Origin of the sequence: Helicobacter sp. CLO-3 (assembly GCF_001854545.1) — a bacterium.
Taxonomy (GTDB): domain Bacteria; phylum Campylobacterota; class Campylobacteria; order Campylobacterales; family Helicobacteraceae; genus Helicobacter_B.
In genome coordinates this window covers 25,737-49,988 of the sequence record NZ_MLQN01000016.1, presented here as the reverse complement: position 1 = coordinate 49,988, position 24,252 = coordinate 25,737, and the positions used below count along the sequence as shown (strand labels likewise).

Here is a 24,252-nt window from a genome sequence, read left to right as displayed (position 1 = left end):
CCCTATATATGGGGATTTTAGAGATTTTCATTTTGAGAAAAAGCATTCTATGGACTTTGGTGGTTATCACCTAAACAGCGAAGGCGCAAAACTCCGCACGCAAAACTTTGTCAAAATGCTAAAAGAGATGGAGGATAGTGGGATTATAAAGATTGGGGAGTAAAAAATAAAGCCAATTAATAATTTTAAAGATAATAAACACTGCTTATGTCTAGTGTAATATACACAAAAATACAGACAGACAAATGTTTTATAAAACACAAAAAGACATATCCACAGCCCGCGCCAAAGCACGAGGCTGCTTGCCTCATAAGGCTATTTATTTAGCATATCACCCACGACGATGCTATTTGCCTCTTCCATGCGTTGCAAATGCTCCCAGCGTTCATTCACTTCTTTTTGGAATTTTTCGATGATGTGCTCATTTTCTGGCTTAAAGAGATGTTTAAATCGACCTTGAGCGCCCAGATAGTCGCGCACTGGCACGATATTTTTGGGGCGGTAGGTGATATGCACTTCTTTACCATTGATGATTTCAAATAGCGGGAATGCAAGGCTATCCACCGCCAAATCAGACACATCTATCGTTTTGTTGGATTCAAATCGCCACTCTGTGGTGCAGGCACTCATCGCGTTGATAAAGGTAGGTCCTTCGGTGTCGATGGCTTGCTTTATCTTTTTATTCATATCTTTCCATTTGTTGGGCGCGACTTGCGCGACATAGGGGCTACCATGCGCTGCCATGACAAAAAGGATGTCTTTTTTGCGCTCTTTTTTGCCATAGCTTACGCTTCCTGCTGGCGTAGTGGTGGTGCTAGAGCCGATAGGCGTGGAGCTGGAGCGCTGCCCGCCGGTGTTGGCATACACTTCATTATCAAGACAAATATAAGTCATATCATGCCCGCGCTCAAAGCAGCCGCTGATAAACTGGAATCCAATATCATAAGTGCTACCATCGCCGCCAAATGCGACAAATTTTGGCTTCTCACCTTGGAATCTGCCCTTTTTGGCTAGTGCTTTATACATAGTCTCTGCACCCGCCGCAGCAGTCGAGCCATTTTCAAACCCGATGTGAATCCAAGGCACATCCCAGCTAGTATGCGGATACACCGCGGTAGATACCTCAAGGCAGCCCGTGGAATTGCCTATCACGATAGGGCCTTCTACAGCGTTTAGCACTTCGCGGATGATGATACCATGCGCACATCCGGGGCATAAAATATGCGAACCCTCGAATTTCTCCGCTGCTTTGGAAAATTGTTTTAGATTTTTGACTTCTCTTACCATAGCTTTCTCCTTATTTTGCGTCTTTATTGCGATTGGTGTATCAAAGCCTCTTAGCAAAAGCTAAGCTTAGGACCGCGCAAGCCAATAAATTGCTGTGTGGCATGCGTCAATTTGCCAGCTTTGGCATCTTCTGCGAGCTCTTTGTAGATATTGCCTAGCTCTACTTGCGTCATATCGCGCTCGCCAAGCCCATAGATGTAGTTGGCAAGCACAGGGCGAGATGAAGCGCCCGGCACTTGATAAAGCGCGGCAGCTACTTCGTTAAACAGCGCGCCCATAGCGCCCGCTGGCAGTGATTTATCCATGATGCCTACGGCTTTGGTGTTTTTGAGTGCTTCGCCGATGAGCTGATATGGGAATGGGCGGAATACTTTCATGCTAACCACGCCCGCTTTTATACCATTTTTGCGCGCGGTGGCGGCGGCTACGCGAGCGGATTCTACGGTGGTGCCAAGTGCGACTATCGCCACTTCTGCATCTTCCATGTCATAGGTTTCTACGATTTTATGCTCGCGATTTGTGAGCGATTTAAACTCTTTGAAAATCTCATCGATGACTTTGTCTGCGTGCATGATAGCATTGTGCTGCTGTGCTTTGTGCTCATAGTGCCACTCTTCCTCTGCCTGCGCGCCATAGGTGGCTGGATGCTCAAAATCAAAGAGTGGGTTTTTGCTCTTATATTCGCCGATAAATTTATATGCCGCTTCATCGCTTAGCGGGCGGACATTTTGCGCGGTGTGGGAGCATAGGAAGCCATCTTGATTTACGATGACAGGAAGTCTTACGCGCATATCTTCAGCGACTTTGAAAGCGATGAGATTGAGATCGTAGGCATCTTGTGGATTGTAAGCGCAGAGATTTATCCAGCCAGCATCGCGCCCTAGATACATATCAGAGTGATCGCCATGGATGTTTAGCGGGCTTGCAAGCGCGCGATTCACGAGGTTTAGCACGATTGGCAAGCGCATACCAGATGCTTGATAAAGCACTTCTACCATGAGCGCAAAGCCTTGCGAACTCGTAGCAGTCGCGACTCTCCCGCCAGCTGCCGCTGCGCCCACGCACGCGCTCATCGCGGCATGTTCGGATTCTACGAGCAAAAACTCGCCATCGATATAGCCATTACTCATAAATGTCCCATAGTTTTGCACGATAGGCGTAGAAGGTGTGATAGGATATGCGGCTACCACATCGATTTGGGCTTGGCGCATCGCTTGGCATGCTGCTAGATTCCCATCCCATACTACGATTTTGTCTAGTTCCATAGTTTTTGGCATAGCTTACTCCTCTCTCTTTTTCTTATCTTCTTTGGTAGGCCAGTTGCTGATGGCCTCTTCGTTTGCTTCGTGGTTGTTAAACATAAGCAAGGATTTTGGGTTGGTAGGGCATACATCCACGCACACGCCACAGCCTTTGCAATGCACATAATCCACGCCGCTAAGCTTATCATCGCGCGCCAAAATCGCGCCATCTGGGCAATACACCCAGCAGTTAAAGCAGTTTATGCAAAGCGAGCTATTATGCACAGGCTTATCAATGCGCCAGTGCGCCACGCTTGTGCCATAGGAGCTTTCTTTGGTGTAGCTTCGCTCATTGTTGTGCTGTCTTAGCGTCTCTAGCCCATCCTTTTCAAAAGGAAACAACACAGATCCAATCTCTAACTCTGTCCAGTCTTTCATCTCGCTCATAGATTCTCCTTTTTCTTTGGTTGCTCTTTAGTTGCTGTCTTTGGTCGTCGCGCTTTGGTTGTCGCAAGTTGCTATTGATTAGCGCCCTGCACTACTTGACACTATCATACGCGCGCTGTATCGCTTCCATATTCGCATCAATCACAGCTTGCGGAAGCTTCTTGCCAAGCACCTTTGTGAAAGCCTTTTTGAAATAATCTAGCTCCAAGATTCCAGATATTTTCACAAACGCCCCAAGCATCGGCGCATTTGGGATAGGCTTGCCAATCGTATCAAGCGCGATTTGGATGCAATCAAGCGTATAAAGCGTTTTTCCCTTTAGCTCTGGCTTTTTGGCGATAAGCTCTTCTTTGCTAAGGTGCGTGGTGATGATGTATTTGGTATCAGGCTTTTCATTCGCGCAGATATCAGTGATAAAGACGATGCCCGGGTCTATCACTAGCACAAAATCTGGCTCCATGTATTTCTCATGATTTAGGATAGGTTTGTCATCAATCCTATCATACGCACTCATCGCAGCACCGCGTTTGGCAGAGCCATATAGTGCAAATGCCTGCACTTCTTTGCCTGTGGTGGCGATAACATCAGCGAGACCTTTTGCCCCGGTAACCGCGCCTTGTCCGGCTCTAGAATGCCATCGTATTTCCAGCATGGATTCTCCTTGTCGTGTGTGGGTATTATTATGTAGGGTTAAATGAGATTTTACTATTTTTTATTAAAAGTAAGATAAAGCATAATTTCAAGATAGGAATTTTTCACACACTTGGCATAGTTTTGTGCAGAATCGTAACATAGCTAGCGAGAAATGTTACTTGTATAAATAAAGCAAGGTGCGAGCGATATTAAGTAAAAACGAATGAGAAAATAAAAATAGAGAGTGGCAAATATGGTAGCAAAATAAGGGGTAACAAAGTAAGGGGATAGCCAAAGTAAAAGGCGGCAAAATAATGGGGGGTGGGGGGCAGGTGCGCCCATTTCCTACACTCAAGCCCAAAGTCTTGACGGGCTGGTTCAAAAGAACATTTTACCTGCGGCGGATATTATAGCGTAAAATCCGCTCCGCATTTGCTGCAATAATTTGTCGCAACGATTTATCTTAAAAATAAGCAACATTTATAAATGTCGTATATACTCCACCGCTTCCAAGACATTATCAAACTCATACTCACCATACCCCTCAAGCTCCTTGCCAAAGCCATTTTTCACCCACACGCCATTTACGCCAGCATTTTTGGCGGCTTTCAAGTCATAAATCGTATCGCCTATCATATACACCTTGTCTTTTGGCGTGATTGGCATAGAATCTAGCGCCTTTAGTATCGGCTCTGCGTGCGGCTTTGGATGCGCGACATCCTCGCTTCCGATGATGATTTGGAAGTATTTTAGGATATTTAGCGATTGCAGAATCTGCTTGGAAAATGCGCCCATTTTTGTCGTCACAACGCCAAGATGCGCGAAACCTTTTGCCATCACCACCGCTTCTAGCGCACCCGGCATAAGCGCGGTTTTTTCTAGGCAGATTCTGCGATAGTAGTTTTTATACCGCGTGATGCGATGGGGCGCCTCCTCTTTGGAGTAGCCAAGGTGTGAAAACATATCAAGCAGCGGCAGCCCCACCAGCGGGAAAATCTGCTCTCTAGTGGGCGTGAAATCGCCCTCGCACGCGCGCACAAATCCCTCATAAATCCCCTCAAACGAATCCAAAAGCGTGCCATCCAAATCAAACAAAATCACTTTTTTCTCATGCTCTTTTTCGCCGGATTTTTGGGTTTGGTTTGGAGTTTGGTTTGGGGTTTGGCGCTGGTTTTTGTCAGAAGTTTGCTTGTGATTTTTGTCAGAAGCTTGGTTTTGGCTTTTGGCAGCGTTTGGGATGTCTAGGCGATTTTGACTAGAATCTACGCTTTTGGATTCTGCTTTTGCGGATTCTGCTATGCCAAAGTCTATTTTGCCAGAATCTGCATTTTTGGATTCTTGCGCGCTAGAATCTATTTTGCCAGAATCCACTTTTCTAGAATCCCCTTTTCTAGAATCCGCCTTGCCAGAATCCACCCCTTTAGAATTCACCCCGCTAGATTCTGCTTTGCCGCCACTTTTATCCGCGCTATTTCCGCGTATCAGATTCCACAGCTTTCCCATGCTTTGCCTTTCTCCATACTTCTTTGCCAGCGGCGATTTTGCCCGAAAATATGCCATATCGCACTTCATATATCATCACCGCGATCGTCACGATGAGCGCGCAGGCTTGCGCTAGCGGATAGCTACTCCAAGCGCCCATAGCGCCCCATTTCTCGCCCATAAAAGGAAGCAATATTGCCAAAAACAAAATCGCATGACACATCGTGATGATAAACGAGCTTTTGGTGCGCTGCACCGACTGCAAAAACACCGCGCACACGATATTCACGCCCAAAATCACATAACCTATATAATACACGCTCATCGCCTCGATAGACTCGCTCAAAAGCGCGCTGCCCTTGTCGCGCAAAAATAGCTCGACCAAATGCCTATCAAACGCGTAAAACACCGCATACAGCGCCACGCCAATCCCCACCACCATAAGTAGCGAAAAAAACAGAATCTGCCTTAGCCTAGCGAAATTCCCCGCGCCATAGTTGAAGCTAGCGATAGGCTGAAGGGCTTGCGAGACAGAGAGCAAAATCGTAAAAAACACGATGCCACAATACATCACGATGCTATAAATCTGCACGCCCTTATCGCCCACCACGCTTAGCAAAGTGGCGTTGAAAAGTAGCATAACGATTGAGGCGGAGAGCTCGGACACGCTCTCTGGCAAGCCAGTTTTGGCAGATGAAATGACAGCGGCGAGCGAGAATCTAGGGATAAAATACAGCTTCCCACGCCTACGCAAAAAATGCAAAAATAAAATAAAAAATGTGATAGCATGCGCACACAAAGTCGCAAGTGCGCTCCCATCGATACCCATATCTAGCACAAAGAGGAAAAAATAATTTAGTGCGATATTGCTAAGCGCGCCTATAAGCATAGCGATAGTTCCTAAAATAGGGCGTTTGTCATTGATGACAAAAATATCGCTCAATGGATGCAATAAAAAAAATGGCGTGCCTAAAAAAATAATAAATAAATATTCTTGTGCTAAAGCGCGGATTTCTTGGCTAGGTGACTTGCCCGCTATCAAAATATCCAAAATCTCATGCGTAAAAATCACGCCAATACCCAAAAACACGAGAGACATAGCCGCCACACAATAAAATACCGAGCTAAAAACAAGCCGCGCGCGATGGGCTTGATCTTTGCCAAGAAAATACGACACAAGCGCCGCCCCACCAAAAGCAAACAATAGTTCAAAAGCGATAAATGCCGGGAAAATCGCCCAGCAGATTCCAATCGCTGCCAAGCCGTTTTCGCCGATTTTTTTGCCTACAAAAATGCCATCAATCGTGGAATATGTGGAGAGGCATAGCATCGTGCAAAGCGCCGGAATAAAATAATAAAAAAATAATTTTGGTATAGAGTCTTTTTTTAAATCTATGGATGAGGATTTGAAGACCATTTACTGCCTTTTTATGGAGCTTGGATTTTGCTTTTTGGTGCTTTGTGTTTTTTATGTTTTTTAGGCGACTTTTTGTTTTTTTGTTTGTTTGTGGCTTGGTTTTTGTGCTTTGATTTTGCTTTTGATTTTTAAGCTTGGCAACGCAAAATCGCGTGATATTATAGCAAAAGCAGATAAATTATGATATGTCAAATGTGGGGCGACATTTGCAAACTAGAATCCAAAAGCGGATTCTGGTGCTTTGTGACATTTTGCTAGAGTTGCAAATCCAAAACACCAGAATCTAGAAGCCCAGAATCCAAACTTTTAGATTTTAGCTTTTTGAGCGCGCCACAAACTGCTTATATATTTTGGCGCGCTTGGCGTTTATTTTTGGCATTTGATAGAAAAATTTGCAATAAGTCTAGATTATGCTATAATACCGCGCTTTTGTGTCAAAAGGCTAGAATCAAGCGCGCTAGATTCTGACAAAGCCGCGATTCGCGCGACATAAGCCAAAAGCCAAATTTAGAGAGGTGTCCGAGTGGTTGAAGGAGCACGCCTGGAACGCGTGTAAGGTGCAAGCCTTCGAGGGTTCGAATCCCTTCCTCTCTGCCATTGTTTTTTACTTCCAAACCCTTAAATAATCCGCAAATTTCATCACGACAACATAAACTACAGCAAACGATGCCAAAACGACACAACTAAATCCTATCAAAAGCATAATATAATGAATAAAAAACGCGATTTGCAGAATCTAAACAAGAATAAAAGCGTAAAGTGTAAGTCAAAAAAGTGGCGGACAGAGAGGGATTTGAACCCTCGAGACCCGATTAGGATCTGCACCCTTAGCAGGGGTGTGGTTTCAGCCACTCACCCATCTGTCCAGCAAATAAAGGGGCTAATTTTAAACTATTTTTAATAAAACCTACCTTAATGCGCGCAACTACTGCTAAACATTAAGCTATCTAAAAATCACCTTGAAGCAGTATCAAAGCCCGCCGCGCTAGAATCCAAAAACACAAAAGCCAAACCCTAGCCACAGCAGAATCCAAAGCCCCCGGCCAAGCCACAAAAGCGCTCTGCCCTACCCCCTCACAGATTCTATCAGCCTAGCAAACTGCTCAAACACACAGCGCGACTCCTTAGGACCGGGGCTCGCCTCCGGGTGATGCTGCATCGAAAATATAGGTGCATTTTTGTATCGCACGCCCTCGATAGTGTTGTCAAAAAGATTTCTATGCGTGACCTCCGCGACCTGCTCGATAGATTCTGGCACGGAGTAGATGTGGTTTTGCGAGGTGATTTCCACCGCGTTATTTATGAGATCTTTTACCGGATGATTGCCGCCATGATGGCCAAATTTCAGCTTATGCGTCTCATATCCATGCGCTAGTGCCAGCAGCTGATGCCCTAGGCAGATGCCAAATATAGGGATTTTTTTATCGATAAGCAGCTTTATCTGTGCGATTTGCGCGCCCAGCATTTTGGGATCGCCCGGACCATTTGATAAAAACACACCATCTATCTCGCCACGCTCAAAGCGCGCGATAAGCTCGCCCGCATCAAACTCATAAGGCAGCACTTCAGCGCTTAGCCCAGCACTTAGCAGCTCATTTAGGATATTTCGCTTCGCGCCAAAGTCAATCACAGCGACTTTATACCGCGTCTTTGGCTCGCTATACTCCATACTTGCAAAATCAAACGCGCCGTGCTTATGCGTGTATTTTTGCTTTGTCGAGACGCTTTTTATATGGTTTTGCTGCTCGATTTTGGGCGAGGATTCTAGGATTTTTTTTAGCTCTGCTTTGTCGCTTATCTCGCTTGATGCCACCATCATCATAGCACCCTGCAAGCGTATCATTTTGACTAGCGCGCGAGAATCCACGCCACAGATTCCAAGCACATTGTGTTTGTCTAAAAATGCTTTCAAACTCTCTTGCGCGCGGAAGTTTGACGCGAAATCCTCATAGTGCCGCACCAGCACGCCAGAAGCAAAAACGCCGCGACTCTCGCAATCCTGCTCATTCGCCCCGACGATGCCAATCTCTGGCATGCTAAAAGTGATAAACTGCCCTGCGTAGCTAGGGTCTGTGATGATTTCTTGATATCCGCTAAGCGAGGTGTTAAACACGATTTCCCCCACCCGCGTCCCGCTCCCAGCAAAGCAACTCGCCTCAAAATACCAACCATTCGCGCAATAAATCCAAGCTGGCTTCATGCTCCATCCTTTTGCTTTTGGTTAAATCTCGCAGAATCTAAAATCCTAGAATCTTAAGAATCCAAGAATCTAAATTTCAGAATCCAAATTTCAAAAACTTAAAATCTCGCCGCGTGCAATGTGCGCCCAAATCTCGCCCGCGCCACGCGCCACTCGCGCAAAACAAGCCACTTACAGCGCCCCAGCACGCCCCCTAAAAACCTCCTACAAAAACCCCTTTTTGCGAAGCTCCTCTTCATAGAGTTTTTCATAGATTATTTCATACTCATCCGTGCCCGCGAGCAAGCGGCGTTTGTAGTTTTTTATCTTGTTGATGACATCCTCTTGTATCGCATCATGCAGCTTTGCAAAGCTATCGATGGATTTAAATATCACATTTTTCACCTGATTTTTATTCACGCTAAAATCAATATATTGCTTTTGCAAAAGTGTATCGAGAATCTTATGCGAAAGCGCGTTATATCGGTCATCCCAATACAGCAAAAACTTGCCCTCATCCGCGATTTGCCGCTTTATCATACCAAACAGCTTGCGCTCATCCACGCGCAAAAACTCCACATCCTGCTGGTTTTTTTCCAGCAATTCTTGCGCTTTTTGATCGATCGCAAGCTCCGCTTTGACATCTGCTTCTAGGATTTCTTGCGCGACTTTGGCGATGGATTCTAGCGGGACTTTGAGCGTGATGAGGCTAGAGCCGCGCAAATCAAGTGCTATTTTGTTGGCGATGTAGCCAATCTGATTGAGTCGTAATCGCATATTTTTGCCTTAAATAAAATGCGCGTATTGTAGCGTGTTTTACATAAATTTGGATTTAACAAGTTTTGCAAAAGTAGCTTTGAGTTCATGGCTATTTTTGACACCTAATTTAGATTATTTCATTGATATTGTCGACCAGAATCTACCAAAGATTCTGGTCGGTGTTGGTGTTTTGCGAGCTTGGTATTGGCGAGGTGGAGGTGTAGTAGTAGGTGTATTTATCGATAGTTTTTGCGCCTACACCTTCTGGCTGTGGGAATTTCCTGCGCTGGGCTGGGTCAAGCTTTAGCGCATTGCTTATAAACTCTGCAAACACCGGCGCAGTCACTAGCCCGCTGCTTCCGCTTTGCCCGATAGGCTGGCTATCATCGCGCCCATACCAGATGATAGCCTGAATATCCGGGCTAAATCCGCAAAACCAAAAATCGACATTGTTGTTTGTCGTGCCTGTTTTGCCAGCTATTTCGATGCCATTGACACGCGCGCGCCTGCCTGTGCCATTTGCCACCACTTCGCGTAGCACTGATACGCCCAGAAACGCTTGGGCGGCTGGGATTATGGATTCTGATTTGGTGTCGTAGGTGAAAACATTGCCATTGATGTCTATCACGCTGTCTATGAGGACTGGATCTACGCGCGTGCCATAGTTTGAAAACACCGAATACGCGCGCGCGGCGGATAGCGGCGTGACATTCATACTGCCGATGCCTATCGTTATATCTTTGCTGATATCGTTAAATCCAAAGTCTAGCAAGCCGCTATAAACATCTGTGAAGCCTACCAATTGCACGATATTTAGCGTGGCGAGGTTGCGCGAAAACATAAGCGCTTCTTGCAGCGTCATAAGCCCTCTAAATCCGCCATCCACATTGCCCGGGCGATAGTCGCCAAAATCGCGCGCCGCATCGGGAATCTGCGTAGCGGTGGAGTAGCCTTTATCAAGCGCGATTTGATAGATAAATGGCTTTATACTGCTGCCTATTTGGCGTTTGGCATCTACAGCGCGATTATATGGGCTTTTGTTATAATCCACGCCGCCTACGAGTGCCAGAATCTTCCCGCTTCGCGTGTCAGTGACTACCATAGCGCCATTAAGCGTGTCTGTTTTGCTAGCATCATCTTGCTGGATAGTAGCACTCTTGGATGTTTTTTGCAAGCGTTCTTGGATGCCATTGTAGCCATTGATGAGTGCTTGCTGGGCGGCTGCTTGATAATCTAGGTCGATATTTAGCTTGATAGTGTAGCCGCCGGTTTTTATATCTGGTATGGAGCTAAGCTGACGCAGGGCAAAATCTGTGACATAAGGCGCTACATTTTGCGTCAAGGTTTGGTTATACACGATAGGGACTTCGGCTAGCGAGGCATCGCGATATTCTTTGGAAATCCAGCCTAGATCATACATCCTGCGGATGATGTCATTTGCCCTACCCAAAGAATCATTCAGATTTTTGGTAGGATCATAAAAACTCGGCGCATTTGGCAAGCCCACAATCATCGCGATTTCTTTGAGCGTGAGTGCGGAAAGCGGCTTTTTGAAATAGCCCATCGCAGCGGTTTTCACGCCATAATACCCATGCCCCAAAAACACTTCGTTTAGATAAATTTCTAGAATCTGCTCTTTGGTGATGACTTGCTCTACTTGTATGGTTAGCAGTGCTTCTTTGACTTTGCGGCTAAGCGTGCGCTCTCGCGTGAGAATGACATTTTTTACAAGCTGTTGGGTGATCGTGCTTCCGCCTTCACCAAAGCGCCCGCTTTTTATGTTTTTTAGCGCGGCGCGGATGATGGCATCATAGTTTATCCCGCTATGCTCAAAAAATAGCGTGTCTTCTATCGCTAGGAGCGCTTCTATCATGCGCGGCGGGATTTCGTCAAATTTGGCGTAGAATCTGAATTCTGTATCAAAGATATTGGCTATAAGGCGGTTTTTGCGATCATAGATTTGGCTCGCAAGCTTTGGCGTGTAGTGCTTGACTTTGTCAATATCCGCGCTCAAATCCACATACAAAACGGCTATATACCCAGCACCTATAAAAAACACGACTGCAAACAAAGAAAAAAATATCTTTTTTAGCATAAAACCCCTAAGGTCGCCCCAAACGCATTAGATTCTCGCTAATGACTAAGGCTCCGGTATGGTAGAATCTTAACTTGCGCCAGTTGCGCCAGAATCTCACTCGCGCTAAGGCAGAATCAAACATTATAATATCTAAATATCGATAAATTTTAGAGAATTTCGAGAATTTAGAAAAATTAGAAAATCTCGAGAATTTCAAGAATCTGGCGCCATAGATTCTGCTATCACAGATTCTAGCATCATAGAATCTAAACATTGCCAAAAATGCTAGAATCACCAGAATCGCTAGCATCACCAAAATCTAGCACCATAAATCCGCGCTCATAGCGCTTAGCATCGGCAGACTCCGCTAGATTCTTAGATTCTGCCTTCACAAATCCCTCTTAATAAGTCCCTTTTTATAAATCCTTAAAGTCCTAAATCTTTAAAATCTTTAAATCTTTAAACTTTGCGCCGCAGAATCCATTTTTTGTCAGATTCTACTTTTGCTAGATTCTGCTTTTATGCATTTTACTTTCGCAGAATTTTCGCGATTTTTCACTCTCGCAAAATCCGCTTTGACAGAATCTATTTTTTGCAAATTCCACTCTAGCAAATTTTACTTTCGCAAAATCCGCTTTCTTATAGAATCTATTTTCGCAGAATCCATTTTCACTAGATTCTGCCCTCGCTAGATTCTGGTATCCAGCACTAGTGCTTTTCGCTATCCGCGTGCTCTTGCGCTTCGTGCTCTGTTTGGTCTTTGTGCGCTTGCTCTTTATCGGCTAGCTCGGTATGCATCGCGTTTGCCGATGAGCTATTGATAGAATCTATCACGCGATGAATCTGCGCCAGCTTTTCAGAAAGCATCTCATCGATGCTCGCCATTACGCCATCAGAGCCTTTCTCCATAGCAGAGATTTTGGCATCAATAAATGTTTTTGGCGTGGCTTTGGTTTTATCCATAAGCGCTTGAGCGAGTGAATTTGCTTCATTATGCACTGTGGCGTGGAAAGGATCGATTTTTTTGTAGCCTTGTGTTTCGCTGAAGTTTGCCTTGCCATCGCCTTCAAAATACCATTTCCCTAGGCGGCATGCAGTGTGAGGCACTTGGTTGAATGTATCAGATACGCCAAAGAGCAGGGCGTAGAGGTTGTTTTTAAACACGGTGTGATCAAGCTTGGCAAGGGTGCAGAAAATCTCGCTATCACACACAGATACCGCGTATTTGGCAAGTCTAGCAGATACGAGTGTCTGGCTAGCCATCGAGTAGATTTCATCGATTCCCGCTTTGACTTCTTGGGTAAATCCTGCGGTCTCTTCTGTGGTAGTTTGAATGTCGCTTGCTTCTTGTTGCATGGATTTTACGACTATTGCGATTTCTTTGGTGGCTTTTTGGGTTTTTTCTGCGAGTTTTCGCACTTCATCCGCCACGACAGCAAATCCCCTGCCATGCTCGCCCGCCCGCGCCGCTTCGATAGCTGCGTTTAGCGCTAGGAGGTTTGTCTGCTCGGCGATATCATCGATAAGCGAGACGACATTGGTGATTTCATTGCTGCGCTGTGCTAGGCTTGCGACTAGCTCGGTGGCGTTTTGCATGCGCTCATAAAGCTGGCTTATGCTTTGCTCTACAGAAGCGCTTCTTTGCCCCACTTCAGAGCTTATATGCTCATTTTCCGCCGCTTTGCCAAAAAGCGTTTTTGTCTCTTCTAGAATCTTTTGAAGAGCGGCTTGTGCGCCCATGATACCATCTTTCAAGCTTTTGTGATAGATAGCAAACAAATCCACGCCATCGCCCGCATCACATCTCGCATTTACTTCCATAAATCGATAAAACATCACGCCATCTATCTCTTCGCTTCTGACACGCAAGCTATGCGTGCTGGTAGAGACGATATTTTGTCCGGGTTTTAGGTTGCTTACCGCCTCTTTTAGATCGGTAAATTTTCTCGCTGCTTCGTTTTGAAACACTATCTCGCCATCTTTGACGCCGACAAGCGATTCATTGAAAGAAAAGGCGGCAACTTTTTTGAGGTGTTCTACCTGTTCTCTTAGACTTTTTATCTCTGCTTCTTGCTTTTGCAATGTCAGTTTGACATCTCTACCGGACTTGCCGAACATGAAATTCCTTTCATAAATTAAGCTTTAAGGGTTGATTCTATCTCAACAAACCTTAAAAAATTTTTGTTTTTATTGATTTTATTTATCAAAATTAAACTATAATTCCCAATATTCTATTTTTTTGCGAAAGGGGACTCTATGAAAAACCGCCTAGAAACGCTAGATTCTATACTACAAAGATTGCGTCGATCCATACGCCAAAATGGGCTCAAAAACTCTAAACAACGCGAGGAGATAATATCTGTCCTCTACAAAAGCGGCACGCACCTAAGCCCAGAAGAAATCGCCTCCAACCTGCGCGTGCGCGACAAATCCACAAGCATCTCATCGGTGTATAGGATTCTTGGATTTTTGGAGAAAGAAAACTTCATCACAGCCCTAGAGCCCGGCAAAGCGGGCAAACGCTATGAAATCGCGGCAAAAGAACACCATGACCACATCATCTGCCTAAATTGTGGCGATATACAAGAATTTGTCGATGAAGAGATAGAATCTAGGCAAATCCATGTCGCCAAAACACACAAAGCAAAGCTCGTAAGCCACGATATGCGCTTGTTTGTGATTTGCGAAAAATGCCAAAAGCAGATTAAAGACTGATTGCTTGCATTAGGTTTCGGCTCAGAATATCTAGATTCTGGGCTTTGTGATTTTGGAATTTTTGCCATTATGCAGGTTTTTATTGTTTTGGGGCTGCGTTTTCTGCTAAGTTTTTTGGATACCCATAGTATGGACTTCTTATGCGCTTGTTTGGCATTAAAAATGTCATAATGCATTTAAGTGTTACTTATTGTTACGTTTTATGATTATATAGCAGATATTTGGTTTATTTTTGCATTAGTTTCCAACATATCATGCTGAAATTTATTCCAAATTAGCATCATTATCATTGCAAATATAAGCTGGAATCCACAAATAAAATTGTCTTTAAATTTACTAGATTCTTATGCTTGCAAAATAGAATGCTTATTTTGCAAGCATGCTTTAAAGCTTAAAGTTAAAAACCAAATATTAGACCCAAAAAAACCCCGCTAGCTATCTAGCGCATTTCTTATCTCTTGCGCGTAGGTGGCGAGCTGTTTTAGGCTGGCCTCATTGCCATTAGCACAGATTTTGACTATCGCGCTGCCGATGATGACGCCATCGGCGTATTGCGCGACTTGGCGCACTTGCTCTGGCGTAGATATCCCAAATCCCACCGCCACTGGCACGCCGCTAGCGCGCTTTATCCGCGCGACATTTTTGCGTATGTCGCCATCTAGCACATCGCGCACGCCTGTGACGCCAAGCGATGAGACGCAATAGACAAAGCCCCGCGCCTCTTTGGCTATCATATCGATGCGCTTTTCGCTCGTGGGTGCTATCAGCGAGATAAAATCCACCCCCGCTTTTTCACAAAACGGCGCAAACTCGCCCTTTTCTTCATAAGGCACATCAGGCAGTATCAGCCCATTGACACCAAGCGCGGCGCATCTATCCAAAAACGCCTCGCTACCATAAGAAAACACCATATTTGCATAATTCATAAACACCAGCGGAATCTGGCTTTTGCTCCTTATCCTAGACACTAGCGCGAAGATTTTCTCCACATTTGCGCCATTTGCCAGTGCGCGCGCGCTCGCGGCTTGTATGGTAGCGCCCTCTGCGACTGGGTCAGAGAAAGGGATGCCTAGCTCTATGATATCCGCGCCATTTTCGATGAGCGTGCATACCGCGCGCTCGGTGAAATCCAGGCTCGGATCGCCACAAGTGACAAAGGGGATAAATGCCTTGCGCTTGGCAAATGCGCTTGAAATCGCGCTAGATTCTGCGCCCATTTTCGCGCCAGAATCTAAACTAGAATCTGCGCGAGTAGCCGCGTCCATTTTCGCGCTAGAATTCGCACCAGAAGCAGAAGCGCCACCACAAGCCACGCTGGAATCCAAACTAGATTCTGCGCCACAAACACCGCGAGAACCTAAAGCAGAATCTAAACCGGCATTTGCACGAGAATCCGCGCCTAAAGCGCCACAAGAGTCCAAAACAGAATCCACACCCAAAACACCGCCAGAATCCACGCCAGCACCCACATTCTTTGTTTGATTATTCGCAAATAGATTATTCATAGATATTTTCTCCTTTGTATCTTGCCATAGCTGCGCAGTCTTTATCGCCCCTGCCAGAAAGCGTGATGATGACAAGGCTATCTTTTGGCAAATCTTTGGCGCATTTTCTCACATACGCCACCGCATGCGCGCTCTCTATCGCTGGTATGATGCCCTCCATTTTGGATAGATACTCAAACGCCTCCACCGCCTCATCATCGCGTATCGCCACAAACTCCGCGCGCTTGATATCATGCAAATACGCATGCTCTGGTCCCACGCCCGGATAGTCAAGCCCCGCAGAAATGCTATACACCGGCGCGATTTGCCCAAACTCATCTTGGCAGAAATACGACTTCATCCCGTGAAATATCCCCATCCTGCCTGTAGAAATAGTAGCCGCTGTCTCTGGCGTATCGATGCCTTTGCCAGCCGCCTCACAGCCCACAAGCCGCACACTAGAATCCCCTATAAAATGATAAAAGCTCCCTATCGCATTGCTTCCGCCACCCACACAAGCCACGACCATATCAGGCAGCCGCCCCTCGCGCTCTAGAATCTGCGCGCGGCTCTCGCGCGAGATGACGCTCTGAAAATCGCGCACGATAGTAGGAAATGGATGCGGTCCCATGACAGAGCCTAGCAGATAGTGCGTATCTTTTATGCGCGTGCTCCACTCACGCATCGTTTCAGACACAGCATCTTTTAGCGTGGCGGTGCCGCTTGTGACGATATTTACCTTCGCGCCTAGCAGCTTCATACGATACACATTTAGCGCTTGTCGCTCGGCATCCTCTTTTCCCATAAATATCTCACACTCCATGCCAAGCAATGCCGCACCCGTAGCGCTCGCCACGCCATGCTGCCCTGCGCCAGTTTCTGCGATGATGCGCGTTTTGCCCATTTTTTTGGCGAGTAGCGCTTGTCCTATGACATTGTTTATTTTGTGCGAGCCGGTGTGGTTTAGATCCTCGCGCTTTAGGTAGATTTTGACACCCAAATCTTTACTCATTTTTTCCGCGTGATACAGCCTAGAAGGGCGCGAAGCATAGTCATCTAGCAGCGCGCTAAACTCGCGCAAAAAATCGCTGTCATTTTTGTAAAACTCATAGGCTTCTTCTAGCTCTATTATCGCATTCATAAGCGTTTCTGGGACAAACTGCCCGCCATGATTGCCAAAATATCCTTTTTTCATAATGCTCCTTTGTGTCAAGCTAGGCGCGCTTGCGTGGATTCTGCGCTAGATTCTAGAATCTATTTTCTAGAATCTGCTTTTTTTGGAATCTATTTTCTAGAATCTGCTTTTCTAGAATCTATTTTTTTTGGGGAATCCACATTTAGAATCTATAAGCGCAGATTATAGCAAATCTCACGCCTTTGGGGCATTATTTGTCGCGTATTCTTGCATGATGCGTGCTATTTGGCGCATTTTTTCCGCATCTTTTTTGCCTTCAGTCTCAAGTCCTTTGGAAAGATCGATGCCAAAGGGCGCTAGTTTTAGCGCTTCTTTTAGATTCTGCGCGTTTATCCCGCCTGCTAGGAAAAATGCGCGGTTGAAGCCGTTTTGGCGCGCTTGTGTGATATGCTCCCATGAGAAGCGCTCGCCGCTGCCGCCATGCGCGTTGTCAAGCAGCAGGCATTGCGCGCTAGAATCCATCTCATCTAGCAGGCTTTGGCTATCTCGCACGCTTATTGCTTTGATGATGGGTGCGCTTGTGAGTTTGCGAAGTGCGTGTATGCGCGCCTCGCGCGTGGCTTTGGATGCGCGCGTGTCGTGAAGCTGGATGATGTCGATGATCCCTTCTTGCGCGATTTGCGCGATTTGGGCTAGCGCATCATTGCCTAGCTCATCATTGTTTTGCATATCATCGTTTTGCACGACAAAAACGCCAACAGCTTTGATATTTTTATCTAGCTTAGATTTTAGCGCGCGCGCGGATTCTATGCTTACTTGGCGGGGCGATTTGGCAAAGACAAAGCCGATAAAATCCGGGCGCAATTCATTGGCGATAATGATATCTTCTTCGCGCCACAAGCCACACATTTTTAGCTTGGTGCGCTGGATCGCGCCGGAGTTTGTCGCGCGAGAATCTAAAGTGGCAGAATCTAAAATTGCGCTAGATTCTAGATTCTCGCCAGAATCCAAACCGCCGCTTTTTGCCCCTCTATTCACATCATTTTGCGCGCCACTTTTCATAATCGCCTATCCAAATCAAGCGCACCCTGCCGCATAAACCACTCGCCAATCAGCACCGCATCGACATTGTGGCGGTATAAAAGTTTGAGGTCATCCGCGCTCCCTATCCCGCTTTCAGAGACGAAGAGGATGTCATCTGGCACGATAGCGCGCAGATTTATGCTTGTTTGCAGATTTACTTCAAAAGTTTTCAAATCGCGATTATTCACGCCGATGATGCGAGGATTTATCGCAAGCGCGGATTCTACCTCTTTGGCATCGTGCGTCTCGATAAGCGCGCTCATGCCAAGCTCTGTGCTAAGCGCGTCAAAATCGCGCATTTTAGCACTATCTAGCACGCTAGCGATAAGCAGCACCGCATCGGCACCCATCGCGCGCGCCTCGTATATCATGTATTCATCGATGGTGAAATCCTTGCGAATCATGGGCAGTGCGACTTGCGCGCGGATGTCTTTGAAGTAGGCATCGCTTCCTAGGAAGTATTGCGGCTCGGTGAGGCAAGAGATAGCGTCAGCGCCGTTTGCTTCGTAGTTTTTGGCGATTTGCAGATAGGGGAAATCGTGGTTTATCACGCCTTTGGATGGCGAGGCTTTTTTGACTTCGCAGATAAAGGCTAGGCGCTTGAAGTCGGCGCTGGAATCTAGGCTTTTAGATTCTGCGTTTGTTGCGCTACTAGAATCTAAAATTGTAGAATCCGCTTTTTTAGATTCTGCGTTTTTGGCATCCATTTCGCGGCGTTTTCTAAGTGCGCTTTCAAAGGACTTTTTCGCCACGCCGGCATTATTGAAGCCACCGCCTAAACTGCCCGCGCTATTTGAAACATTTGCACCATTTAAGCCACCCGCGCCGCTAGAATCTTTCGCCCTAGATTCTGCAAGCGCACGCACGCGCTCTAGGCTTACTTCGCGCTTTTTGGATTCTATGCGCGCTTTGGTGCTTTGGACTATGGTTTCTAGGATATTCATTTTGCGCCTTTATTTTTTGCCACTTTTTTGTGCTTTTATTTTATCGCTTATTTTTGCACTGCTTTTTGCGCTCTTTTTCACGCTATTTTTGCGCGCCTTTACCAAACGCCTGACTTTTCTCTATAAAGCTTTGCAGCTTCTCCCACGCTTTGTTAGAATCTATCACGCCCTCCGCGAGCCTTACGCCCTCCTCTATACTGCCCGCCTTTTGCGCGATATAAAGCGCGGCGCCAGCGTTTAGGCATACCGCTTGGCGTTTCGCCCCGCGCTCTTTTTGCTGGAAAATATCGCGGATGATGCGCGCATTCTCCTCTGGCGCGCCGCCTTTTAGCGCATCTGGCGCGCATAGCGCATAGCCCACCATCCTAGGCGCAAACTCATAGGATTTGATGCCCTCACTTGTGATTTCACATATCTGCGTGGGCGCGCCGAGCGAGATTTCATCAAGCCTATCTTTGCCATACACGACCATTCCGCGCTTCACGCCGAGATTTTGCATGACTTGGGCTAGGGGCTTGGTAAGCGTCTCATCATACACGCCCATAAGCTGCAGCGTCGCGCCCGCTGGGTTTGAGAGCGGTCCTAGGATGTTAAATATCGTGCGTATGCCAAGCTCGCGGCGCACAGGCGCTACATAGCGCATCGCGATGTGATAGTTTTGCGCGAACAAAAAGCAGATGCCAATGTCTTTTAGCAAGGCTTCAGCACCTTCTTTATCTAGCATGATATTCACGCCCAAAGATTCTAGCACATCCGCTGCGCCACATTTAGAGGATGCTGCGCGATTGCCATGTTTGGCGACATTTACGCCAGCAGCGGCTATCACGATAGCGCTTGCTGTTGAGATATTGAAAGAATCCGAGCCATCGCCCCCAGTGCCGACAATCTCTAGCACCTCCATATCATGCAGTAGTCGCACGCAGTGATCGCGCATGGATTCTGCGCATGCGGTGATTTCATCGATGCTTTCGCCTTTCATCGCGAGTGCGGTGAGAAAGGCGGATATTTGTATATCGCTGGCTTCTCCTTGCATGATTTCATTCATAGAGGATTTGGCTAGCGCATAGGATAAATCATGCTTTTTGGCTAGCTCGATGATGGCTTGTTTTATCATTTTTTTCCTTTTTGTGTCGTTTATTGCCTCGCTTAGATTTTCGTTTGGGTGGCGTTTGGCGCGTTTTTGCTGGCGTGCTCTTTTGTGATTTGTAAAAAGTTTTTGATGATGATATCACCTAGCGGGGTTAGGATGGATTCTGGGTGAAACTGCACGCCATAGGTGGGATAGCTGATATGTGATAATGCCATAATCATGGGCGGTGTGCTATCTGTCTTTATGGTGTGCGCGAGTGATTTTAGCGTGCTTGGTAGCTTTAGCGCGCAGAGCGAGTGGTAGCGCGCCACTTCGATTTGCGAAGGAAGTCCGGCAAAAAGCGGGCTAAATTTTGGCGCGCTAGATTCTGAAGTATTGGATTCTAGAGTGCTGGATTTTAGAGTGCTAGATTTTGACGCGCTGGATTCTAGCCCGCCAGAATCTAAATCGATAGGCTCTAGCTCGATAATAGAAGATTTGCCATGCATAAGCTTTGGCGCATGTCCCACTTCCCCGCCAAACGCCTCACAAATCGCCTGATGTCCCAAACACACGCCAAGTATCGGCAGGGCTGGCGCAAAATGTCTTATCGCATCGATACAGATTCCAGCGTCTTTGGGGGCTTTTGGTCCGGGGGAGATGATGAGCGCTTGAGGTGAAAGGGTGGCGATTTCTTGCAGGCTTATTTCATCATTGCGCGCGACTTCTATGGATATGCCTTGCTTTGCACCTTGCGCGCCTAGCAGCTGGTAGAGATTGTAAGAGAAGCTGTCGTAATTATCGATTAAAAGGATCATTCTATGCCCTCGCTTGCTTTTTCTAACGCGCAGATGATGGCTTTTGCTTTGTTTTTGGATTCTACATATTCAGCGTGCGGGTCGCTATCATACACGATGCCAGCGCCTGCGCGCACAAACACGCGATCATTCTTTTTATACACGAGGCGGATGGCGATGCAAGTATCCATATTGCCCGAAAAATCGAGATAGCCAATCGCACCGCCATAGATTTCGCGCGGGCTTGGTTCTGCGCTAGAATCCGCGTCGCCAAACTCGTGCGCGCTAGAATCTGAAGCGCCAGAATCTGCTTTTTTGGATTTTGCGTTGCCCGCGCTAGATTCTGCTATATTTTTAGATTCTGCGCTTTTATTTGCGCCCGCTTTGTCAAATTCGCCCAAAACTTCCAGCTCATGGATTATCTCACACGCGCGAATTTTTGGCGCGCCAGATAGTGTGCCTGCTGGCAAAATCGCTTCAAGTGCGTCCAGCGCGTCTTTATCATGAGCGATTTGTGATTTTATCGTGGAGGCGATATGCATGATGTGTGAGTATCGCACGATGTGCTTATATGAGATGACTTCCACGCTGCCAATTTCAGAGACTTTGCCGATGTCATTGCGCCCCAAATCCACAAGCATATTATGCTCTGCAAGTTCTTTTTCATCTTGCAAGAGGTTGGATTCTAGCTCTTTGTCCTCTTTTTCATTTGCCCCGCGCGGTCGCGAGCCCGCCAGCGGATAAGTATAAAGCGCACCAGAATCTAGCTTTACAAGCGTCTCTGGCGAAGCGCCTGCAATCTCTAAATCATCATCCATGATATAAAACATATAAGGCGAAGGGTTGCTAGTGCGAAGCGTGCGATAGACATCTAGCAAACTGCCGCTAGCCTGCGCGGTGATGGGGTTTGAAAGCACGACTTGAAAAATATCGCCTTCATAAATATATTTTTTCGCGCGCTCCACCATAGCGCAATACTCCGCCTCGCTAAAGCGCGCTTGAAACTCGCTAAGCAGCGCAAAAGGCGGCGTAACAGAGTGGGATTTGGAAAGCTTGGCGATGATGGGGGATTTTAGCATGGTTTGGATGGATTCTAGTTTTTTATCCGCCGCGGCGTATGAGGATTCCAAATCATCCAAATCAATGTTTGCTATCAAAAAAAGCTTTTGTGCGAAATGATCAAATACTACCAAATGCTCAAAAAGCATAAGGTTTATGTCATCGATGTTGGCGGCTTGGCGGCTTGGCTGGTTGGTAGCGTGGCTAGTGTGTTTTGGTGTGGATTCTGGCGCGGATTTAGATTCTGGAAAATCCAGCTTCTTCTCTGCATATCGTATGCTATCATAGGCAAAATACCCCACAAGCCCCCCGCTAAAAGGCGGCAAGCCCTTGATTTTGGGCGATTTGTAAAGGGCTAGAATCTCGCGCAAAACAGGCTTTGGATGCGCTTTGAAAGAGATGATTTTATCGCCAAGCATTTCTTGAAGCGCATCATGGCACTCTTCATTTCTAGGCGCATCGCACACGCGCACACTGCTAGCATCACTGCTTAGGCGCGCGAGCTCGAAAAGCCTTGTATCTTTTGATTGAATGCTTAGATTCCAGTTGTTGCTTTTTATCTGCGCGCTTGGCTCAAATCCCAGAAAACTATACCGCCCCCATTGCTTGGCGTTTTCGATAGATTCTAGCAAAAACACATGCTTGGAGCGCGATTTTAGCGTGCGTAGAGCTTGGATGGGCGTGATAAAATCCGAGTAAATCTCTCTAGCCACAGGCAGGCGGTGGAAGCCTTTGAGATTTGCTTGGCGTATTTCTTGGATTGTCGGAAAAAGGGTAGAAAACATAAGCGCTTGATTCTCCATTATCTGCTATTTTTTGTCATTTTATCTATTTTGCTTTATCGTTTATTTTGCCTTGCTATTTTTGGCACAAATCCTACAGCGCCATGCGCACAGAATCAAAGAGCGCATCCATATTTTGCTCGGGGATGAAGTATTGCACGCCTAGCTTTTTGGCTTCTTCTGCTTTTTCAAAATCCGGCATTTTCGCCACTACAAGGCAAAAAATAATAGGCTTTGTGTTTTTGTCTTTCAGCACTTGCTTGGTGTTTTGGATAAAATCAAGCGCATTCATATCGCCGATTTTTTCATCAAGCACCACGATATCTTGGCGCGTGCTGGCAAGGAGTTTTAGCGCATTTAGCGGGTTGCTATCCGTGCTTACGGTGAGTGTAGAATCTATTTTTTCGATGACTTCTTTGTATTTGAGCGCATTTACATTTGAGTCGCGCAAAACAAGCACATTTTTGTGGCTCACTTCTTCGAGATATTTTAGCAGGCTAAAAAGCTCTTTTGTCTTTGGCGAGGCTTTGTTTTTATCAAGCCCGCGCAAAAAATATCGCAAAAATGTCTTAGATGAAAACCCGCCCTCTATGCGCGCATCGCGGAAAAATCTACGCACGCTTTGGCTCTTTTTGGCTCTATCCCAAAGCTCGGAATCCAAATCATACGCCTTAGAATCTAGCAAGGTTATGAAGCGATTTTTGATATCTCTAAGCATGGGCGCATACACATCGATAAACTCTTGCTTGTGGATTTCTTTAAACTTTTTTAGTCGCTCGCGCTCTTTGACTAAAAACTCTTGGCGCGTGGCGATGAATTGGATAAGATCGACATAGGTTCTACGCATCGCTTTGACTTCTTTTTCAAGGCGCAGGTATTCTTGGGAGTTGCGCGATGATGCCATGCGCTGTAGCTTGCGCTCTTCTGCTTCAAGCGTTGAGCCTAGCACTTGGCATTGTGATTTGGCATTGGATAGCGCTAGCTGGGTGGATTCTATGTCTTTTTCTACTTTTATATATTCGATTTGTTTTGAAAGAAATATCTTTTCAAACGCGTATTCTGGCGTGTATTGCGCTTTTTTGACATAGCCTTCAAATTCTCTAAAAAGATAGTTTATCTCATGCTTTGAGCCTCTTAGCTGCTCGTTTTCGATGAGATTATCCATCTCGCACAAATCATTATACGCTGTCAGCAAAAACCGCCTCATCCGCAAAAAATCCAAGCTAGAATGCCCCTCGACAAAATCTTTATACTCTTGCAAAATCTCATTTTCACGCGCGAAAAACTCCTCGATACAAACATCTGGAAGCTTTGTCATAGGGATTTCATCTGGATCGATAGGGCGTGGCTTGACTCTGGCAAACACCACCACGCGCATCTCCACTTCAAACTCCACTTCAGCGCCCACCTCCATTTTGCCTGTGTCATTATCCCAAACATCAAAGCCAAACTCAAAAATGCGCTGATTTAAATCCTGCTCGATTTTTCCTTTTTGTGAAGCCTCATCAATCTCTACTAGTTTCCCTGTAAGCATAAACTCTCCCTGCTGTTTTTATGCATTTGCGCGCATTTTTTGTGCCTGCTCGCGCGCGGTGCGCTTATTGGCATATATTTAAAAATCGTGGCATTATAGCAAATTTCGTTTTTTTCAATGCTTTGTTT

Annotated in this window: 22 protein-coding genes, 2 tRNA genes and 1 pseudogene; 3 read left to right on the top strand and 22 right to left on the bottom strand. The window is 46.2% G+C overall.

Annotated elements, in window-relative coordinates; translation table 11 throughout:
- Window positions 1–315 precede the first annotated feature (315 nt).
- The 6 genes from BKN38_RS05595 to BKN38_RS05570 all read right to left on the bottom strand — a co-directional run bounded on the left by BKN38_RS05595 (window position 316) and on the right by BKN38_RS05570 (window position 6,507).
- On the bottom strand, window positions 316–1,287 hold the full coding sequence (locus BKN38_RS05595; RefSeq protein ID WP_066458388.1) for a thiamine pyrophosphate-dependent enzyme: 972 nt from the start codon (window positions 1,285–1,287) through the stop codon (window positions 316–318).
- Between the two features lie 50 nt (window positions 1,288–1,337).
- A complete protein-coding gene (locus BKN38_RS05590) occupies window positions 1,338–2,564 on the bottom strand; it encodes a 2-oxoacid:ferredoxin oxidoreductase subunit alpha (protein WP_066458385.1) in 1,227 nt (408 codons plus the stop codon).
- A 3-nt stretch (window positions 2,565–2,567) separates the two neighbouring features.
- Window positions 2,568–2,966, bottom strand: coding sequence for a 4Fe-4S dicluster domain-containing protein (locus tag BKN38_RS05585; protein ID WP_066458392.1), 399 nt, complete (start codon window positions 2,964–2,966; stop codon window positions 2,568–2,570).
- Window positions 2,967–3,066: 100 nt separating this feature from the next.
- Window positions 3,067–3,627, bottom strand: a complete 561-nt coding sequence (locus tag BKN38_RS05580) for a pyruvate flavodoxin oxidoreductase subunit gamma (RefSeq protein ID WP_066458382.1) — start codon at window positions 3,625–3,627, stop codon at window positions 3,067–3,069.
- Between the two features lie 461 nt (window positions 3,628–4,088).
- On the bottom strand, window positions 4,089–5,111 hold the full coding sequence (locus BKN38_RS10310; RefSeq protein WP_158655927.1) for an HAD family hydrolase: 1,023 nt from the start codon (window positions 5,109–5,111) through the stop codon (window positions 4,089–4,091).
- Entirely contained in the window at window positions 5,077–6,507 is a 1,431-nt protein-coding gene (locus BKN38_RS05570; RefSeq protein ID WP_066458380.1) for an MATE family efflux transporter, read from the bottom strand. Before BKN38_RS05570 ends, BKN38_RS10310 begins: the two co-directional genes overlap by 35 nt.
- Window positions 6,508–7,016: 509 nt before the next feature.
- Between BKN38_RS05570 and BKN38_RS05565 the strand changes: the two genes are divergently transcribed.
- Window positions 7,017–7,104 (top strand) — tRNA-Ser (locus tag BKN38_RS05565).
- 178 nt (window positions 7,105–7,282) lie between these two features.
- Here BKN38_RS05565 and BKN38_RS05560 read toward each other — a convergent pair.
- The 8 genes and pseudogenes from BKN38_RS05560 to BKN38_RS12280 form a co-directional block, all read right to left on the bottom strand.
- Window positions 7,283–7,373, bottom strand: a tRNA-Ser gene (locus BKN38_RS05560).
- Between the two features lie 200 nt (window positions 7,374–7,573).
- Window positions 7,574–8,707: a glutamine-hydrolyzing carbamoyl-phosphate synthase small subunit gene (gene carA / locus BKN38_RS05555; protein WP_066455666.1), complete on the bottom strand. Its 1,134-nt coding sequence runs from the start codon at window positions 8,705–8,707 to the stop codon at window positions 7,574–7,576.
- A gap of 204 nt (window positions 8,708–8,911) precedes the next feature.
- Entirely contained in the window at window positions 8,912–9,463 is a 552-nt protein-coding gene (locus tag BKN38_RS05550; protein WP_070957726.1) for a DUF507 family protein, read from the bottom strand.
- Window positions 9,464–9,605: 142 nt separating this feature from the next.
- A complete protein-coding gene (locus tag BKN38_RS05545; protein WP_066455656.1) occupies window positions 9,606–11,540 on the bottom strand; it encodes a transglycosylase domain-containing protein in 1,935 nt (644 codons plus the stop codon).
- 248 nt (window positions 11,541–11,788) lie between these two features.
- Window positions 11,789–11,914, bottom strand: coding sequence for a hypothetical protein (locus BKN38_RS11890; protein WP_256325552.1), 126 nt, complete (start codon window positions 11,912–11,914; stop codon window positions 11,789–11,791).
- Between the two features lie 98 nt (window positions 11,915–12,012).
- Window positions 12,013–12,135 carry a hypothetical protein gene (locus BKN38_RS11885; RefSeq protein ID WP_256325551.1) on the bottom strand — a complete coding sequence of 41 codons (123 nt, stop codon included), beginning with the start codon at window positions 12,133–12,135 and terminating at the stop codon, window positions 12,013–12,015.
- 95 nt (window positions 12,136–12,230) lie between these two features.
- Complete coding sequence (locus tag BKN38_RS12285; protein WP_233712864.1) at window positions 12,231–12,785, bottom strand: CZB domain-containing protein; 555 nt, start codon at window positions 12,783–12,785, stop codon at window positions 12,231–12,233.
- A 60-nt stretch (window positions 12,786–12,845) separates the two neighbouring features.
- A pseudogene (locus BKN38_RS12280) lies at window positions 12,846–13,118 on the bottom strand (methyl-accepting chemotaxis protein); the annotation flags it as partial.
- A gap of 660 nt (window positions 13,119–13,778) precedes the next feature.
- On the opposite strand from BKN38_RS12280, the gene BKN38_RS05535 reads away from it, so the two are divergent.
- On the top strand, window positions 13,779–14,237 hold the full coding sequence (locus BKN38_RS05535; protein WP_066455645.1) for a Fur family transcriptional regulator: 459 nt from the start codon (window positions 13,779–13,781) through the stop codon (window positions 14,235–14,237).
- A gap of 431 nt (window positions 14,238–14,668) precedes the next feature.
- Here BKN38_RS05535 and trpA read toward each other — a convergent pair whose 3' ends face one another.
- Window positions 14,669–15,742 carry a tryptophan synthase subunit alpha gene (trpA, locus tag BKN38_RS05530; RefSeq protein ID WP_199769846.1) on the bottom strand — a complete coding sequence of 358 codons (1,074 nt, stop codon included), beginning with the start codon at window positions 15,740–15,742 and terminating at the stop codon, window positions 14,669–14,671.
- On the bottom strand, window positions 15,735–16,916 hold the full coding sequence (gene trpB, locus BKN38_RS05525; RefSeq protein ID WP_066455643.1) for a tryptophan synthase subunit beta: 1,182 nt from the start codon (window positions 16,914–16,916) through the stop codon (window positions 15,735–15,737). Before trpB ends, trpA begins: the two co-directional genes overlap by 8 nt.
- A 33-nt stretch (window positions 16,917–16,949) precedes the next feature.
- On the opposite strand from trpB, the gene BKN38_RS11870 reads away from it, so the two are divergent.
- Window positions 16,950–17,084, top strand: a complete 135-nt coding sequence (locus tag BKN38_RS11870; protein ID WP_256325550.1) for a hypothetical protein — start codon at window positions 16,950–16,952, stop codon at window positions 17,082–17,084.
- Window positions 17,085–17,090: 6 nt separating this feature from the next.
- Here the strand turns inward: BKN38_RS11870 and BKN38_RS05520 are convergent, their stop codons facing one another.
- From BKN38_RS05520 to BKN38_RS05495, 6 genes are all read right to left on the bottom strand, one after another.
- Entirely contained in the window at window positions 17,091–17,918 is an 828-nt protein-coding gene (locus BKN38_RS05520) for a phosphoribosylanthranilate isomerase (RefSeq protein WP_082942535.1), read from the bottom strand.
- Window positions 17,915–18,883, bottom strand: coding sequence for an indole-3-glycerol phosphate synthase TrpC (gene trpC / locus BKN38_RS05515; RefSeq protein ID WP_066455641.1), 969 nt, complete (start codon window positions 18,881–18,883; stop codon window positions 17,915–17,917). Before trpC ends, BKN38_RS05520 begins: the two co-directional genes overlap by 4 nt.
- A gap of 82 nt (window positions 18,884–18,965) precedes the next feature.
- Window positions 18,966–19,997, bottom strand: coding sequence for an anthranilate phosphoribosyltransferase (gene trpD, locus BKN38_RS05510; protein WP_066455639.1), 1,032 nt, complete (start codon window positions 19,995–19,997; stop codon window positions 18,966–18,968).
- A 32-nt stretch (window positions 19,998–20,029) separates the two neighbouring features.
- Window positions 20,030–20,770: an aminodeoxychorismate/anthranilate synthase component II gene (locus tag BKN38_RS05505; RefSeq protein WP_066455637.1), complete on the bottom strand. Its 741-nt coding sequence runs from the start codon at window positions 20,768–20,770 to the stop codon at window positions 20,030–20,032.
- Complete coding sequence (locus BKN38_RS05500) at window positions 20,767–22,593, bottom strand: anthranilate synthase component I family protein (protein WP_158655928.1); 1,827 nt, start codon at window positions 22,591–22,593, stop codon at window positions 20,767–20,769. The genes BKN38_RS05505 and BKN38_RS05500 overlap by 4 nt, the downstream gene beginning before the upstream one ends.
- 91 nt (window positions 22,594–22,684) lie before the next feature.
- On the bottom strand, window positions 22,685–24,124 hold the full coding sequence (locus BKN38_RS05495) for a response regulator transcription factor (RefSeq protein ID WP_066455633.1): 1,440 nt from the start codon (window positions 24,122–24,124) through the stop codon (window positions 22,685–22,687).
- Window positions 24,125–24,252: the final 128 nt, after the last annotated feature.

Excerpts from the sequence above, each read along its gene's own strand:
- BKN38_RS05595 (WP_066458388.1), bottom strand. The coding sequence starts at position 1,287 with ATGGTAAGAGAAGTCAAAAATCTAAAACAATTTTCCAAAGCAGCGGAG.
- BKN38_RS05590 (WP_066458385.1), bottom strand. The coding sequence starts at position 2,564 with ATGCCAAAAACTATGGAACTAGACAAAATCGTAGTATGGGATGGGAAT.
- BKN38_RS05585 (WP_066458392.1), bottom strand. The coding sequence starts at position 2,966 with ATGAAAGACTGGACAGAGTTAGAGATTGGATCTGTGTTGTTTCCTTTT.
- BKN38_RS05580 (WP_066458382.1), bottom strand. The coding sequence starts at position 3,627 with ATGCTGGAAATACGATGGCATTCTAGAGCCGGACAAGGCGCGGTTACC.
- BKN38_RS10310 (WP_158655927.1), bottom strand. The coding sequence starts at position 5,111 with ATGGGAAAGCTGTGGAATCTGATACGCGGAAATAGCGCGGATAAAAGT.
- BKN38_RS05570 (WP_066458380.1), bottom strand. The coding sequence starts at position 6,507 with ATGGTCTTCAAATCCTCATCCATAGATTTAAAAAAAGACTCTATACCA.
- carA (WP_066455666.1), bottom strand. The coding sequence starts at position 8,707 with ATGAAGCCAGCTTGGATTTATTGCGCGAATGGTTGGTATTTTGAGGCG.
- BKN38_RS05550 (WP_070957726.1), bottom strand. The coding sequence starts at position 9,463 with ATGCGATTACGACTCAATCAGATTGGCTACATCGCCAACAAAATAGCA.
- BKN38_RS05545 (WP_066455656.1), bottom strand. The coding sequence starts at position 11,540 with ATGCTAAAAAAGATATTTTTTTCTTTGTTTGCAGTCGTGTTTTTTATA.
- BKN38_RS12285 (WP_233712864.1), bottom strand. The coding sequence starts at position 12,785 with ATGGCTAGCCAGACACTCGTATCTGCTAGACTTGCCAAATACGCGGTA.
- BKN38_RS05535 (WP_066455645.1), top strand. The coding sequence starts at position 13,779 with ATGAAAAACCGCCTAGAAACGCTAGATTCTATACTACAAAGATTGCGT.
- trpA (WP_199769846.1), bottom strand. The coding sequence starts at position 15,742 with ATGAATAATCTATTTGCGAATAATCAAACAAAGAATGTGGGTGCTGGC.
- trpB (WP_066455643.1), bottom strand. The coding sequence starts at position 16,916 with ATGAAAAAAGGATATTTTGGCAATCATGGCGGGCAGTTTGTCCCAGAA.
- BKN38_RS05520 (WP_082942535.1), bottom strand. The coding sequence starts at position 17,918 with ATGAAAAGTGGCGCGCAAAATGATGTGAATAGAGGGGCAAAAAGCGGC.
- trpC (WP_066455641.1), bottom strand. The coding sequence starts at position 18,883 with ATGAATATCCTAGAAACCATAGTCCAAAGCACCAAAGCGCGCATAGAA.
- trpD (WP_066455639.1), bottom strand. The coding sequence starts at position 19,997 with ATGATAAAACAAGCCATCATCGAGCTAGCCAAAAAGCATGATTTATCC.
- BKN38_RS05505 (WP_066455637.1), bottom strand. The coding sequence starts at position 20,770 with ATGATCCTTTTAATCGATAATTACGACAGCTTCTCTTACAATCTCTAC.
- BKN38_RS05500 (WP_158655928.1), bottom strand. The coding sequence starts at position 22,593 with ATGTTTTCTACCCTTTTTCCGACAATCCAAGAAATACGCCAAGCAAAT.
- BKN38_RS05495 (WP_066455633.1), bottom strand. The coding sequence starts at position 24,124 with ATGCTTACAGGGAAACTAGTAGAGATTGATGAGGCTTCACAAAAAGGA.